This is a genomic window from Mesorhizobium sp. P2_D5 (assembly GCF_056404355.1).
Genome location: NZ_JBFUEE010000001.1, coordinates 1,206,334 through 1,220,550, shown reverse-complemented (window position 1 = coordinate 1,220,550; position 14,217 = coordinate 1,206,334). Strand labels below are relative to the sequence as shown.

Here is a 14,217-nt window from a genome sequence, read left to right as displayed (position 1 = left end):
TGCCGTTCCGTCCTTGCGGCATCGACCTGAGGGCAACATAACAAAAACCTGGGGTTGCAACATGGGCAAAAGGGAGAAAGCAACTGGTTTCTCCCTACCTAGCGGAAACCTTGGGCGGCGCCTTTGACGTCAGCTTGGTTGCTGTCTGAATGTCGCCACCATGCTTCCAAAGCCGCAATGGACTCGGACGCCAAGCTGTGATTGCGTTCGGACAAGCCGGATAGAAAGACGGCAAGGGAGGAAATTCCAAGCGTGCAGGGCTTGTTCATCGTCATCATCGCGATCGCCTATGTGACGCTGCTGTTCGCCATCGCCAGCCTGGGCGACCGCCGCTCGGCGATATCCGGGCCGAGCCGGGCGCGACCGTTCATCTATGCGCTCAGTCTAGCCATCTACTGCACGTCCTGGACCTTCTTCGGCTCGGTCGGCCTCTCCTCCGAGCGCGGCCTCGAATTCCTCGGCATCTATACCGGCCCGGTGCTGGTGTTCGTGTTCGGTTTTCCACTGCTCAACCGCATCGTGCGGCTGGCCAAGACAGAGAAGATCACCTCGATCGCCGACTTCCTTGGCGCCCGCTATGGCAAGAGCTTCACCGTCTCGGCGATCGCGACGCTGATCGCCACCATCGGCGCCGTGCCTTATATCGCGCTGCAGTTGAAGGCGATCTCCGGTTCGGTCAGCCTGATGGTCGAGCATTACACCGGCTCGCCACCCTCCTTCGATCCGTTCGTCAGCGACATCTCGCTGGTCGTCGCCATGCTGCTGGCGCTGTTTGCGGTGCTGTTCGGCACCCGCCATGCCGATGCCACCGAACACCAGGATGGGCTGGTGCTGGCAGTTGCGGTTGAAACCGTGGTCAAGCTCGCCGCTTTCCTGGCGATCGGTCTGATGGTCACCTTCCTGATCTTCGGCGGCCCTGGCGACATGTTCGACAAATTGGCGCAGAACGCACAGGTCCGGCAGGCGATGGGCTACAACACCTCGCTTGCCACCTGGCTGGTGCTGACTTGCCTGAGCGGCTTCGCCATCATCATGCTGCCGCGGCAATTCTACGTCACCATCGTCGAGAACCGCGGCGAGGCCGAGTTGCGCACCGCGACATGGGTGTTTCCGCTCTATCTGGTGGCGATCAATTTGTTCGTGCTGCCGATCGCCTTTGCCGGCCTGTCGCTGGTCGGCACCGGGACCAGCAGCGACCTCTATGTGCTATCGCTGCCTTTGTTCAGCGGCCATGATCTGCTGGCGATGACAGCCTTCGTCGGCGGCCTGTCGGCAGCAACGGCCATGGTGATCGTCGAAAGCGTGGCGTTGTCGATCATGATCTCCAACGACCTCGTCATTCCGCTGTTCGTGCGCCGCCTGCTCAAGACCTCGACCTCCGAAAACGAAGACTGGTCGACGCTGATCCTCAATGTGCGGCGCGGGGCGATCTTCATCCTGCTGTTCATCGCCTTCCTCTACTACCGCGAGAGCACCAACAGTGCGCGGCTGTCGTCGATCGGCCTGATGTCGTTCGCGGCCATCGCCCAGTTCGCACCCGCGCTGATCGGCGGACTGATCTGGCGTGGCGCCAACGGCCGGGGTGCTGCACTCGGCATGGTCGCCGGCATCCTCGTCTGGGGCTACACGCTGCTGCTTCCATCGCTTGCCGCACCCGACACCGACATCATCGCACACGGGCTGTTCGGTTTCGAGGCGCTGCGACCGCAGGCGCTGTTCGGCACCGTCGCCGAACCGCTGAACCACGGCGTGTTGTGGAGCCTGTCGATCAACGCGGTGTTCTTCGTGCTCGGCTCCCTGTCGCGCGCGTCGGTGCCGTTGGAGCGCATCCAGGCGTCGATCTTCGTGCCGCGCGATGCCGGGCCGATGCCCAGCCTGCGCCGCTTCCGCACCGCCATCACCGTCAACGACCTCAAGGACACGATCTCGCGCTATCTCGGCGTCGAGCGCACCGAGCGCTCCTTCCAGTCGTTCGAAAAGACCAATGGCGCCTCGCTGCACGGCAAAGAGCAGGCGAGCATGGACGTCATCCGCTTTTCCGAGCAATTGCTGGCCAGCGCCGTCGGCTCTTCCTCGGCACGACTGATCCTGTCGCTGCTGTTTCGGCGCCACGACCGCGAATCCAGGGATGCCTTCCGGCTGCTCGACGATGCCACCGAGGCACTGCAGCACAATCGCGACCTCTTGCAGATCGCGCTCGACCAGATGGAGCAAGGCATCACCGTTTTCGACCGCGATTTCCGCCTGATCTGCTGGAACCGCCAGTACCGCGCGCTGTTCGACCTGCCCGACGAGATGGGCCAGGTCGGCGTCTCGCTCGACCGCATCCTGCGCCATCTTGCCGAGCGCGGCGACATTCCATCGGACCAGCGTGTGGCCATGCTCAACCGGCTGACCAGCTTCGTCAGTCCGTGGCAGATGGAGTTGAAGACCAGCGGCCGCATCCTGGAGCTGCGTTCCAACCCGATGCCGGATGGCGGCATCGTCGCCACTTATGCCGACATTTCCGGACGCGTCGAACAGGACCTGGCGCTGAAGCGCGCCAATGAATCGCTGGAGCAGCGCGTCAAGACCCGAACCATCGAGCTGACCCGCGTCAACGAAGAGCTGGCGCAGGCACAGATGCTGGCCGAGGAGGCCAATCTCGGCAAGACACGCTTCCTTGCCGCCGCCGGCCACGACATCCTGCAGCCGCTGAACGCTGCCCGGCTCTATTGCTCGTCGCTGATCGAGAAGGCCGGCAAGGGGCCTGCCGGCAAGGCAGCGGTCAACATCGAATCCTCGCTGGAATCGGTCGAGACCATTCTCGGCGCCGTGCTCGACATCTCCCGCCTCGATGCCGGCGCGATGAAGCCGGACGACACCGCCTTCAACCTCGACGGATTGCTGCGCCAGATCGGCAATGATTTTCGGCCACTGGCTGCCGAAAAGAAACTCGGCCTGACGATCATGCCGTCGTCGCTGACCGTGATGACGGACCGCAACCTGCTGCGCCGCCTGATCCAGAATCTCGTCTCCAATGCCATCAAATACACGCGGAACGGCCGTGTGCTGGTCGGCGTTCGGCGACGAGGCGACCTGGCCGAAATCCAGGTGATCGACACCGGCATCGGTATTGCCGGCGACGAGCTGAACACCGTCTTTCACGAATTCACCCGGCTGGACGAAGGTGCGCGCGAAGCCGAGGGCCTCGGTCTCGGTCTTTCCATCGTCGACCGCATCGCCCGGGTGTTGCGCCTGGAGATCCGGATCTTTTCCAATCCGGGCAAGGGTACGCGCTTCTCCGTCATCCTGCCGGTCGCGGCCGTGCAGGAGCCACGACGCGAGATCGAAACCAGGGCCCCTGCCCGCGCGACAGCTTCGCTGGCCGGCCTGCATGTGCTCTGCATCGACAACGATGCCCGCATCCTCGAAGGCATGCGGCTCCTGCTCGAGGGCTGGGGCTGCAATGTCGACACGATATCAGGCTCGAGGAATCTGGCGGGTTCCACGATGCACCGCCCGGACATCGTCCTTGCCGACTACCATCTCGACGGTGAAACCGGCCTCGACATCATCGTCAGGCTGCGCGCGATCCATGGCGACGCCCTGCCGGCCGTGCTGGTCACTGCCGACCGCTCCAACGAGGTGCGCACGGCCGCGGGCGGGCTCGAGATTCCGGTGATCAACAAGCCGCTGAAACCGGCGGTGCTGCGTTCGATGATGGCCAGGGTCAGGCCGCTGGCATCGGCCGCCGAATGACGATTCCGACGAGACCCGCGTGTCAGCCGGCCGGCTGCAGCGGATCGCTGCCGATCTTGGACAGCAGGATCACTGCCTGGGTGCGGCTATCGACGCCGAGCTTCTGCAGGATGGCCGAGACATGCGCCTTGATGGTGGCCTCGGAGACGCCGAGCTCATAGGCGATCTGCTTGTTGAGCAGGCCCTCGGCCAGCATGCCGAGCACGCGGGTCTGCTGCGGGGTCAGCGCCTGCAGGCGCTTGATCAGGTCGGAAATCTCGGGATCGCGCTCGACGCCGAGATCGATGCCGACGGGCGCGGCGATGTCGCCGGCAAGCACCGACTGCACGGCGTCGCGGATCTCCTCCATGCTGGCCGACTTGGAGATGAAGCCGGAAGCGCCGAGATCGAGCGCACGCCTGATGGTCGCCGGATCGTCATGCGCCGAGACCACGACAAGCGGCACCGCCGGATGGATGCCGCGCAGCGAGATCAGGCCGGAAAGGCCGCTGGCGCCCGGCATCGACAGATCGAGCAGCACCAGATCGACATCTTCGTTGGCTACGACCAGCGCCTTGGCGCTCTCGAAATCACCGGCCTCGTGGATTGCCGCGACATTGCCGATGCCGGCGAGCGCTTCGCGCAGCGCACCGCGAAACAGCGGGTGATCGTCGGCGATGACGAAAGAATAGCCTGACGGCAAATGTCCCTCCCCGAATCCCGATGATTTTTTAGCTCTTTGCGGGACCAGTTGGACGATTATGAGGGGCTGCGCGCTGTTTTCAAGCGGCAAAGCCAGCGCGCCGCGTTTTCCCTGTTTCGAGCGCTCAGGTCTTCTGCGAGTTGAGCTGGGCGCCGTTGTCCTTGTCCATATCCTTGACGATGCCCATGAATCCACGCAGGAAACGCTCCATGTAGCTCATCGTCTTGTTGAAATCCTCCTCGCTCGGCAATTGCGATTCGAGGCGGGCGGAGAGCGAATTCTCGAGCTTGGTGACGCGCTCGTCCATCGCCTTCATCGAGGTCTGGAGGCGGTCGACCTCGTCCTGGAAAGCGGCCCGTTCGTCGGCCGCCATCTTGCAGACGAGCTGGCCGGAGCGTTCCTCGCAGATCGACATCGCACCGGTCTGCGTATCCATGCGGACATAGCCGTTACCAGACTTCTCCAGCCGGTAGCGGTCGGTTTCTTCCGAATAAGCTGAAGCCGCGACCAGCGAAACGAGCGCGGCGGGGATCAAGATGTGCTGCAGACGCATGTTGTCCTCCATGGCCAAAGCCTGATTTATCGCATGTTTGCGCCGGAAATGGGGAAGACCCTTGGCGTGGTCTTTCCCGCGTGGCTGGTTCGGACTATAGCGCAACCATGTCTCAGTTTATCTACAAGATAACCCCGGAAGCGCCTTGGCGCGAGGCCGAAGCCAATGGCCGCTTCACCGGCGCGCCGATCGATGTCGCCGATGGCTTCATCCATTTCTCCACGGCGGGGCAGGTTAGGGAAACGGCGGCGAAGCATTTTACCGGCCAGACCGGCCTGCTGCTGGTCGCCATCGACGGCTCGCGTCTGGGCGCCGCGCTGAAATACGAGGTCTCGCGCGGCGGCGCGCTGTTTCCGCATCTCTATGGCGTGCTGGACATGAAAGCCGTCCTTTGGGTCCGACCGCTGCCGCTTGGCGCCGACGGCACCCACCTGTTCCCGGCACTGGAGGTCGAATGAGCGTGCTCGACCGGCTCGGCCAGAAGCTGCTGTTCACATTCGATCCGGAAACCGCGCATGGCATGTCGATCGCGGCGCTGCGATGCGGCCTGCCGGTCGGCGCGCGGGCAACGCACGATGCGCGGCTGAAGGTGACGGTCTGCGGCCTTGATTTCCCCAACCCGCTCGGCATGGCGGCCGGCTATGACAAGAACGCCGAGGTGCCTGATGCGCTGCTTGGGCTCGGCTTCGGCTTTGCCGAGGTCGGCACGGTCACGCCGCTGCCGCAGGCCGGCAACCCGACACCGCGCATCTTCCGGCTGACGGCGGATGAAGCGGTGATCAACCGGCTGGGCTTCAACAATGAAGGCCACGCGGCCGCCGAAAAGCGCCTCACTGCCCGCAAGGGGCGCGGCGGCATCGTCGGCGTTAATATCGGCGCCAACAAGGACAGTGCCGATCGCATCGGCGACTATGAGCTCGGCGTTACCCGCTTTGCGCTCTACGCCAGCTATCTGACCGTCAACATCTCCTCGCCCAACACGCCGGGGCTGCGCAACATGCAGGCGCGCGAGCAGCTCGGCGAGCTTTTGTCACGCGTCATGGCCGCGCGCGCCGCTGCAACGGTGCAGCCGCCGGTCTTCCTCAAGATCGCGCCGGACCTGGTCGAGGCCGAGCTGGAAGACATCGCCGCCGAGGTGAGCGAGAAGCGGATCGACGGTGTCATCGTCTCCAACACCACCATCTCCCGGCCAGGGCTGCGCAGCGGCGACGCCGCGCGCGAGACAGGCGGGCTCTCCGGCAGACCACTGTTCGAACGCTCGACCATCGTGCTGGCCAGGATGCGCAAACTGCTCGGGCCAGAGCTTGCCATCATCGGCGTCGGCGGCGTCGATTCGACCGACGCGGCGCTGGAAAAGATCCGAGCCGGCGCCGATCTCGTTCAGCTCTACACCAGCATGATCTATGCCGGCCCCGCACTGCCGGGCCGGATCGTCGCCGGGATGGCACGCTTTGCCGAAACGGGGCGCCTCAGATCCATTCGCGATTTGCGCGACAGCCATCTCGATCAATGGGCGTCGAAACCGCTCAGCTGAACGCCGTCCGCAGTCGCAGCCGCAAAATCGTCAGCAGGCTGAAGCCTCGTGCGAGCAGGAAGACGTGCAGCGCCGCCCACAGGCCATGATTGCCAAAGGCAGGCGCCAAGGTGAGCAACGCGACTACAAAGACCAGGAACGACAGCAGCATCATGTTGCGCATGTCACGCGACCAGGTCGCACCGATGAAGACGCCATCCATCTGGAAAGCCAGCACGCCGCTCAACGCAGTGAACGCTGCCCACGGCAGGTAGATATCGGCCACTGAACGGACCTCCACCGCCGTCGTCACGAGAGCGACCAGATTGGCGCCGGCCAGCAGCAGCACCAGGGTCGCCGCGCCCGCCAGCCCGAACCCCCAAAACAAGGTGAGCCGCACGGCCTGCCGGAACGGTGTGGCGGCACGCGCGCCGACGGCACGGCCGGCCAGTTGTTCAGCAGCGGTGGCAAAGCCATCGAGGAAATAGCCGGCAACGAGAAAGAAATTCATCAGGACGGCGTTGGCGGCCAGCGTCACCGTGCCGAACTGCGCACCCTGGCGGGTGAACAGTGCGAAGGCGGCCAGCAGCGAGAACGAACGGATCATGATGTCGCGGTTGAGCGACAGCATGCGCAGGAAGGCGGCCATGTCGAGCAGGCGGTGGCGTGGCAAGGACGGCGCCGCCCGGAATCGGAGGACCACGATCGCCAGGCCGAGCAGCATGGCGAGGAACTCCCCGGCGACGGTAGCCCAGGCGACGCCTGCAACGCCCCAGCCAAGCTTCAATCCAAGCAGGAAGCAGAGCGCGATGTTGATGCCGTTCAGCACCAATTGCAGCATCAGCCCGAGCCCGCCCTCGCCGCGCCCCAGGACATAGCCGAGGATGGCATAGTTGATCAGCGAGAAGGGGGCTGCGAGCATCCTGATGTGGATATAGACGGCCATTGCCTCGCTAACGCGCGGTTCGGCGCCCATGAACTTTTGCCCGGCGATGGCAACCAGCGGCGCAAGTGCGGCGAGCACGATGCCGGCGACAACCGCGATCAGCACGGCGCGCCAGAACACTGCCTGTTCCTCCAGTTCGTCGCCGCGCCCGAAGGCCTGGGCGACGAGGCCGGTGGTGCCCGAACGCACGAAATTGAACGTGGTGAAGACGACGTCGAAAACAAGTGCGCCTGCCGCCAGGCCGCCGAGCAAGGCGGCGTCGCCGAACTGGCCGACGACAGCCGTGTCGACCAGGCCGAGCATCGGTGTCGTCAGATAGGCGAGCGTCATCGGCACCGCGATGGCGAGCACGGACCGGTTGGTGACGACAAAGGACCTTGCGTCGGCTGGGATTGCACCCTTGTCCAGAGGATTGCTGCCTTGCTGATTGCGGCTTGATCGAACAGCCGGTGTGCCCCATTTTGCCGGCATCGCGCAATCACCCATCCCGTGACGGCCAACCGAATCCCCGACCTGGCGCGAGCCCGCCGGACCGAGTTCATGCCCCTGCAGATCGTCCACCATCCCGACTACGACGCCGGCTTCGCCGTCAACCATCGCTTTCCGATGAGCAAATATCCGCTGCTGATGGAAGCCTTGCGCGCGCGCGGTCTGGCCGGGCCCGGCGCGCTCAACATCGCCGAACCGGCGCCGGCATCATGGCTGAAACTTGCCCATGCGGCGGAGTATGTCGACCAGGTCATCAACTGCTCGGTGCCTGAAAAAATCGAGCGCGAGATCGGTTTTCCGGTTGGCCCACGTGTCTCCTTGCGCGCCCAGCTTGCCACCGGCGGCACGGTACTGGCGGCGCGGCTCGCCTTGCACCACGGCATCGCCTGCAACACCGCCGGCGGCAGCCATCACGCGCGGCGCGCGCAAGGCGCCGGCTTCTGCACCTTCAACGATGTCGCTGTCGCCGCGCTGGTCCTGCTTGCCGAGGGCGCCGCACAAAACATCCTGGTCGTCGACCTCGACGTGCATCAGGGCGACGGCACGGCCGACATTCTCGCGGGCGATCCACGTGTGTTCAGCTTTTCCATGCATGGCGACCGCAACTACCCTGCGCGCAAGATCGCCTCCGACCTCGATGTCGCGCTGCCCGACGGCACAGGTGACGCTGCCTATGTCGAAAGGCTCGCCGCCATCCTGCCGGAATTGTCGGCCCAAGCGCATTGGGACATCGTCTTCTACAATGCCGGCGTCGACGTCCATGTCGAGGACAGGCTTGGACGGCTGTCGCTATCGGATGACGGCCTGCGCGCCCGCGACGACATGGTGATCCGCCATTTTCGCACGCTGGGCATTCCCGTCTGCGGCGTCATCGGTGGCGGTTATTCAACCGATGTGGCAACGCTCGCCGCTCGCCACGCCATCCTGTTCGAGGTGGCGTCAAGCTATATCAGATAATCCTTTTACGCATGATCTTGTCCAAAAACCGGTTCCCACTTTCGGGATCATGCTCTACTTCCGGTAGCTGGCGATCCTAAGCAGGATGAAGGCCGGGACGACGATCGCCGCACCCAGCAGGATGTAGCCGAGAAAGCGATCGATGGCGTGGAAGCCGAGATTCCAGAGATCGGTGAAGAACTTCCGGATGCCATAGAACACATCCAGCGGCGACCAGCCGAAGGCATTCATGACCAGGCCGACGAGGAACGACACCACCAGCAGCTTCAGGATCACCCTAAGCGGCGAGTCGCCGAGAAAGCGCGTCAATGCGGACAAGGCCCGTCTCCCGATTGAGGTGCCCAGACTCGAGGGCGTCGGCCCAGACATACGCACTTGGCTTCCTGGCTTCAAGCCGACAGGTTTGCCAGGATAGCCTAGGCCTTGGGCGAGACAGAGCGCGGCACTGTAGTGCGAATGATACTGATCGAGCCCATGCCGATTTTCTAAGAATCGGTAAACAGCACCTATCTAATTTGTTGAAAATACAGCGAAAAATCTTCATTTTTCGATTTCCCGCAATGTGCGTGCAATTCTCGCCTGCGAGATGATCCACGTCTTTCAGGCAGAGGTTGCGCGAAAGATCCGGTCACCCACGACTGCCTTGCGTCAGTTCCCGTGGCCAGCGCGACCGTTCCCGGCGAGACAAGTGAGCGGGAGCGCGACCGTCCCAATGGTCAGGCTCCCAAGAGATCAACCTGCGTATCTTCGGATGCGCGTGCGTGTTGGAGTAATGCAATGTCCCCCCAAGCAATGATGCTGCTGACGGCAAGTGCGCTTGCCATGTGCCTGAACGGCTCGGCAATGGCTGCCGATCTTGCGCCTGCCTATAACGTTCCTCCCGCCTTTCAGTGGAGCGGCGCCTATGTCGGCGTACATGGCGGCACGACATTCACTGGGATGCCGAATCCGTTTGCCGGCAGAAACGGCCTCAGCGGCGGTATCCAGGCCGGCTAGAATCAGCAGCTAGGCCCGGGAGTCCTGGGGGCCGAGATCGAAGGCTCCTACCTGCGCGGCGCCGCGCACGACGTCGAGGGCGGCAAGGTCAAGGAAAAGTGGGCGGTGCCGCCAAGGCCAGGGCCGGCGTAAGCTTCGACCAGACGATGCTGTTCGGAACCGGGGGCGTTGCGCTGACCAAATTCGACAAGGGCGACAAGGTGAGCAGCACCGACGGATGGAAACTCGGCTATCTCTTCGGCGCCGGTATCGAGCAGGGTTTAGCCGGCGGCCTCCCGGCCAAGGTCGAACCTTTCCCGCCAGGTCGCGCTTCTGCATGATGGCACCATCCGGATATTGGCGGGGTCCTGGCGCGGCGCGCGCATCCGCATGGAACTGCCGGTTCGGTCGTGACCGTGGCCGCCGGCGAGAGGCCGGCCAATGCCCGCGACCGACCCCGCTGGCTTATCTGTTTTCTAACCAATTGCCGCTATTCCCAATCGAATAGCGGGAGCAAGGCATTTGGTGGAGATGGAGAAAAACACCGCGCGACGCGCCGTCATGCTGTCGGTGGTCGTCCCATGCTACAATGAACTGGATGGGGTGGCCGAACTTCATCGACGGGTGACGGCCGCATGCCTGGAACAGGGATCCTCCTATGAGATCGTGCTTGTCATCGACGGCGCGACCGACGGCACACGCGAGGCCATTTTCCAATTGGCGGAAAAGGACGACCATGTCGTCGCCATCGACCTTGCCCGCAACTACGGCCACCAGATCGCGTTGAGCGCGGGGCTCGAATTCTGTCGCGGCCAGCGCATTCTCATTCTCGATGCCGACCTGCAGGATCCGCCGGAACTGCTCGGCGCGATGATGGCGAAGATGAATGAAGGCTTCGATGTCGTTTACGGCCAACGGCAGAGCCGCGACGGGGAAAGCTGGTTCAAGCTCGCCTCCGCCTCGATGTTCTATCGCTTGCTGCGCCGCATGGTCGATGTCGAGATCGCTTCGAATTCAGGGGATTTCCGGCTGATGAGCCGCCGCGCGCTCGACCATCTGAACGCGATGCCCGAACGCTACAGGTTCATTCGCGGCATGGTGAGCTGGATCGGGCTGAAACAGGTGGCCTTCCCCTATGAACGGCATCGGCGCTTTGCCGGCACCACCCACTATCCTCTGAAGAAGATGGTTCTTCTGGCGGTCGACGCGATGACCAGCTTTTCCATCGCACCCTTGCGGTTCGCCTCGCTGCTTGGAATGTTGTTCGGGCTTCTGGGCCTGGTCGTGCTCGGCTACACCCTGGTCGAATGGTCGGTCGGAAACGTGTTGCCCGGCTGGACCAGCCTTGCCGCGATCGTGCTGATCCTTGGCAGCGTCCAGCTTATGGTGCTTGGTATCTTCGGCGAGTATCTCGGGCGCATGTACATGGAGACAAAGCGGCGGCCGCTTTACTTCGTCAACGAGATCGTTTCGCGCAGCCAGGCAGTCGAGGACAAGGATCTGCCCGTCCACCGCCTGCAGGAGATGGCAAAGAGGGCCGCACGTGCTTGAGGCGGAGTTCGACCAGTTTGCACGGGAATACCAGGAGCAGCACGCCGCGAGCATAAGGCTGAGCGGCGAAACCCCGGACTTCTTCGCCAGGTACAAGATCGACGACATCGCCGCGACGCTGCGGCGGGCCGGCGTGACACCGCGACGAATACTCGATTTCGGCGCCGGTGTCGGCAATTCGCTCGGCCATATGCGCAACGCCTTTCCCGACAGCGAGATCACCTTGCTCGATCCTTCGCGGGAATCGCTCGATATCGCCAGCAAGCGCTTTCCCGGCCAGGCTGCCTTCACGCATTTCGACGGCGAGACAATTCCCTTCGCCGACGGCAGCTTCGACCTGGCTTTCGCGGCCTGCGTCTTCCACCACATTCCCGAAGATCTCCAGGTCGGACTGCTCGCGGAGATTGGCAGGGTGCTGGCCGGTGGCGGCAGCTTCTTTGTTTTCGAGCACAATCCGTGGAACCCGCTGACCACGCACGCGGTGAGAAATTGCGCCTTCGACGAGAACGCGGTTTTGATCAATTCGCACGAGATGCGCAGGCGCATGGCCGAGGCTGGTCTTGCCAACACCCGGATCATCTACCGGATCTTCTTTCCTCGGCTGCTTGCGCAGCTGAGGCCGTTCGAGCGTTTCCTCACCAAGATTCCTGTCGGAGCCCAATATTTTGCGCATGCGGTCAAACCTGCCGTTTGACTATCCGAGGATGCTGCGATTTGGCGTCGTCGGTCTGTTGAACACGGCGCTGGGCTACGCCGTCATTCTGGCCGGACTTGCGTTGGGTTTTGGCGACATCGTCGCCAATGCCACGGGCTTTGGCGCCGGCCTTGTCCTCGGCTTCTTCCTCAACCGCCAATGGACCTTCACCAGCGCCGATGGCTTCCGGTCAGGAACCCTGTTGCGATATGGGGGCGTCTTCCTGGTCGCCTACAGCATCAATCTGGCAGTCGTGATCGCCGCCCGGTCAGCAGGCATCACAGAAAGCCCCCTGGTTCACCTCGCGGGAATCTGCGTCTATTCGGTTGTTTTCTACCTCGGTTCGGCTCACTTCGTGTTTGTCGGGCGCGGAGGTCGCGAAGACGATGAAGCCGACCGGAACCTTCCGATGGCCGGTGGGTCTCGGCGGATGCCGACCAGTCGAAATCCTTGAACCAACTGTCATCGGAAGCGATTAGAGGCGGCGCCATGAACAACGCTCAGGCCAGTGCGGGCGCGGCAACGTACGATCAGCGTATCCAACTGATATTCTGCCTGTTCACCGCCTGTATCATGGCGGCGGTGCTGGCCGCCTTTGCGCCCTCCATCCTGCAGGATCCCGACAGTTGGTGGCAAGTGAAGGTCGGACTGGATCTCCTGGCAAGCCGGACATTTCCGACAGTCGACCCCTATTCCTACACGTTTGCCGGCCAGCCATGGATCGCCAAGGAATGGCTGGGGCAGGTCCTTTTGGCTCTTGCCTACCGGGCGGGAGGCTGGAACGGCGTGGTCACGCTGATCATCGCCATGATTTCCCTGACGGTTTTCCTGATGGGGTGGTTTCTCAGCAGATGGCTGAAGCCGATCCTGTCGATTGCGCTGGCCTTCATTGCAATGGCCCTGATCACCCCGATCTTTACGGGGCGTCCACATATCTTCACTTTCCCGATCATCGTCGTCTGGACGGCGATGCTCTTTCGTGCGGCATGGGAAGAACGGGCGCCACCCTGGTGGCTGCTTGTGCTGGTTGTGTTGTGGGCGAACCTGCACGCCACCTTTACCTTGAGCTTCGTCATCGCAGCTTTCGCCGGTCTCGATCTGCTGACGCGTACAGGTCTCACAAAACCGGCCCTCGTGGCGAAATGGATCGCATTTGGTCTGCTTTGTCCGCTGGTCAGCCTGATCCACCCCTATGGCGTCCAGGCTATCCTGGCGACCTTCGCCGTGGCCTATGGCAACGAGGCGGTGTCGCTGATCGCGGAATGGCGACCGTTCAATGCGCAGGATCTCGTTGTCCAGGAAGTTGCGATGCTGGTGGCGCTGTTCGGGCTGCTGGTGTCACGGTTGCGAATTGGCTGGGCCAAGGCGTTGTTCATCGTCTTCACCTTGCATGCCTTTCTCGCTCATCTGCGTTTCATGTATCTGTTCTTCCTCCTGGTCCCGGTGGTGATCGCGATGGAGGTCGCACAGCAATATCCCTCGCTTTCGGCCACCGCATGGCTGGCTGAAAAGCGCGACGGGCTGGAACAATTCTTCGCCAGGCGGTTTTACGCGATCTGCGGCGCGGCAGCTGTTTTGGTCATCGGCGCGGTCGCCGTGTTCGGCAGCGTCTATCAGGTCGCGCCGAGCCCGAAGACGTCGGCCAGCGGGGCGCTGGCGTTCGCCGAAAGCCATCATCTGTCCGGCAACGTGCTGAATTCCTACAATTTCGGCGGCACGCTGATCTTCCACGGGATCAAGACCTATATCGACGGTCGGACGGACCAGCTGTTCCTCGGTGGTTTCACAAAAGCCGATGACGAGACGGGACACAGCAACGGCAAGCCACTTCTCGAAGCCCAGCTGAAGAAATACGCCATAGGCTGGGCGCTGATTGCAGCCGACGACAGTCGCATTCCCTTCTTCGACCAACTGGGCTGGAAGCGGGCCTATTCGGACGATCATGCGGTGATCTACCTGCCCGGCGCCTGATCCCGCCGCGCCGGCCCGGATCGGCCTCGCCGGCATTCGAACTGGCACATGCCTTGACACTTATGTTGCGGTGCAGCAAAGTTGCACCGCAGAGGATAGGCATGTGAGAGCGACGAGCCGGAATTTTTTGCACGAGCGGGACATC

General features: G+C 62.9%; 14 protein-coding genes. 10 read left to right on the top strand and 4 right to left on the bottom strand.

Annotated features, from left to right (window positions below; genetic code table 11):
• The first annotated feature begins 252 nt into the window (after positions 1–252).
• Positions 253–3,741 (top strand): PAS domain-containing hybrid sensor histidine kinase/response regulator, encoded by a 3,489-nt coding sequence (locus tag AC1DYW_RS05800; RefSeq protein WP_477225383.1) that lies wholly within the window; start codon positions 253–255, stop codon positions 3,739–3,741.
• A 22-nt stretch (positions 3,742–3,763) separates the two neighbouring features.
• On the opposite strand, the gene AC1DYW_RS05795 is transcribed toward AC1DYW_RS05800, so the two are convergent.
• Positions 3,764–4,423: a response regulator transcription factor gene (locus AC1DYW_RS05795; RefSeq protein ID WP_095082229.1), complete on the bottom strand. Its 660-nt coding sequence runs from the start codon at positions 4,421–4,423 to the stop codon at positions 3,764–3,766.
• Between the two features lie 124 nt (positions 4,424–4,547).
• Positions 4,548–4,976, bottom strand: a complete 429-nt coding sequence (locus tag AC1DYW_RS05790) for a hypothetical protein (protein ID WP_477225382.1) — start codon at positions 4,974–4,976, stop codon at positions 4,548–4,550.
• Between the two features lie 107 nt (positions 4,977–5,083).
• Here AC1DYW_RS05790 and AC1DYW_RS05785 point away from each other — a divergent pair, with 107 nt between their 5' ends.
• Together AC1DYW_RS05785 and AC1DYW_RS05780 are read left to right on the top strand one after the other, a co-directional pair.
• Positions 5,084–5,434 carry a DUF952 domain-containing protein gene (locus AC1DYW_RS05785; protein ID WP_477225381.1) on the top strand — a complete coding sequence of 117 codons (351 nt, stop codon included), beginning with the start codon at positions 5,084–5,086 and terminating at the stop codon, positions 5,432–5,434.
• Complete coding sequence (locus AC1DYW_RS05780) at positions 5,431–6,510, top strand: quinone-dependent dihydroorotate dehydrogenase (RefSeq protein ID WP_477225380.1); 1,080 nt, start codon at positions 5,431–5,433, stop codon at positions 6,508–6,510. Before AC1DYW_RS05785 ends, AC1DYW_RS05780 begins: the two co-directional genes overlap by 4 nt.
• On the opposite strand, the gene AC1DYW_RS05775 is transcribed toward AC1DYW_RS05780, so the two are convergent.
• On the bottom strand, positions 6,503–7,843 hold the full coding sequence (locus AC1DYW_RS05775; RefSeq protein WP_477225583.1) for an MATE family efflux transporter: 1,341 nt from the start codon (positions 7,841–7,843) through the stop codon (positions 6,503–6,505). The two genes, AC1DYW_RS05780 and AC1DYW_RS05775, sit on opposite strands and share 8 nt — an antisense overlap.
• Before the next feature lie 132 nt (positions 7,844–7,975).
• On the opposite strand from AC1DYW_RS05775, the gene AC1DYW_RS05770 reads away from it, so the two are divergent.
• Positions 7,976–8,881 carry a histone deacetylase family protein gene (locus AC1DYW_RS05770; RefSeq protein WP_477225379.1) on the top strand — a complete coding sequence of 302 codons (906 nt, stop codon included), beginning with the start codon at positions 7,976–7,978 and terminating at the stop codon, positions 8,879–8,881.
• A 54-nt stretch (positions 8,882–8,935) separates the two neighbouring features.
• Here the strand turns inward: AC1DYW_RS05770 and AC1DYW_RS05765 are convergent, their stop codons facing one another.
• The gene (locus tag AC1DYW_RS05765) at positions 8,936–9,199 is read right to left on the bottom strand and encodes a DUF6460 domain-containing protein (protein ID WP_477225378.1); all 264 of its coding nucleotides are present in this window, start codon (positions 9,197–9,199) and stop codon (positions 8,936–8,938) included.
• Between the two features lie 459 nt (positions 9,200–9,658).
• On the opposite strand from AC1DYW_RS05765, the gene AC1DYW_RS05760 reads away from it, so the two are divergent.
• The 6 genes from AC1DYW_RS05760 (at position 9,659) to AC1DYW_RS05735 (ending at position 14,072) form a co-directional block, all read left to right on the top strand.
• Positions 9,659–9,877, top strand: a complete 219-nt coding sequence (locus tag AC1DYW_RS05760; protein WP_477225377.1) for a hypothetical protein — start codon at positions 9,659–9,661, stop codon at positions 9,875–9,877.
• 98 nt (positions 9,878–9,975) lie between these two features.
• A complete protein-coding gene (locus tag AC1DYW_RS05755) occupies positions 9,976–10,197 on the top strand; it encodes an outer membrane protein (RefSeq protein WP_477225376.1) in 222 nt (73 codons plus the stop codon).
• A gap of 190 nt (positions 10,198–10,387) precedes the next feature.
• Positions 10,388–11,407, top strand: a complete 1,020-nt coding sequence (locus AC1DYW_RS05750) for a glycosyltransferase family 2 protein (RefSeq protein ID WP_457153268.1) — start codon at positions 10,388–10,390, stop codon at positions 11,405–11,407.
• Complete coding sequence (locus AC1DYW_RS05745) at positions 11,400–12,101, top strand: class I SAM-dependent methyltransferase (RefSeq protein ID WP_477225375.1); 702 nt, start codon at positions 11,400–11,402, stop codon at positions 12,099–12,101. Before AC1DYW_RS05750 ends, AC1DYW_RS05745 begins: the two co-directional genes overlap by 8 nt.
• The gene (locus tag AC1DYW_RS05740; protein WP_477225374.1) at positions 12,079–12,555 is read left to right on the top strand and encodes a GtrA family protein; all 477 of its coding nucleotides are present in this window, start codon (positions 12,079–12,081) and stop codon (positions 12,553–12,555) included. The genes AC1DYW_RS05745 and AC1DYW_RS05740 overlap by 23 nt, the downstream gene beginning before the upstream one ends.
• Positions 12,556–12,590: 35 nt before the next feature.
• Complete coding sequence (locus AC1DYW_RS05735; protein ID WP_477225373.1) at positions 12,591–14,072, top strand: hypothetical protein; 1,482 nt, start codon at positions 12,591–12,593, stop codon at positions 14,070–14,072.
• Positions 14,073–14,217 lie beyond the last annotated feature (145 nt).

Bases quoted from the DNA above. Each gene is read 5' to 3' on its own strand.
- AC1DYW_RS05770 (WP_477225379.1), top strand. From the start codon at position 7,976: ATGCCCCTGCAGATCGTCCACCATCCCGACTACGACGCCGGCTTCGCC.
- AC1DYW_RS05735 (WP_477225373.1), top strand. From the start codon at position 12,591: ATGAACAACGCTCAGGCCAGTGCGGGCGCGGCAACGTACGATCAGCGT.
- AC1DYW_RS05760 (WP_477225377.1), top strand. From the start codon at position 9,659: ATGTCCCCCCAAGCAATGATGCTGCTGACGGCAAGTGCGCTTGCCATG.
- AC1DYW_RS05750 (WP_457153268.1), top strand. From the start codon at position 10,388: ATGGAGAAAAACACCGCGCGACGCGCCGTCATGCTGTCGGTGGTCGTC.
- AC1DYW_RS05790 (WP_477225382.1), bottom strand. From the start codon at position 4,976: ATGCGTCTGCAGCACATCTTGATCCCCGCCGCGCTCGTTTCGCTGGTC.
- AC1DYW_RS05780 (WP_477225380.1), top strand. From the start codon at position 5,431: ATGAGCGTGCTCGACCGGCTCGGCCAGAAGCTGCTGTTCACATTCGAT.
- AC1DYW_RS05740 (WP_477225374.1), top strand. From the start codon at position 12,079: ATGCGGTCAAACCTGCCGTTTGACTATCCGAGGATGCTGCGATTTGGC.
- AC1DYW_RS05785 (WP_477225381.1), top strand. From the start codon at position 5,084: ATGTCTCAGTTTATCTACAAGATAACCCCGGAAGCGCCTTGGCGCGAG.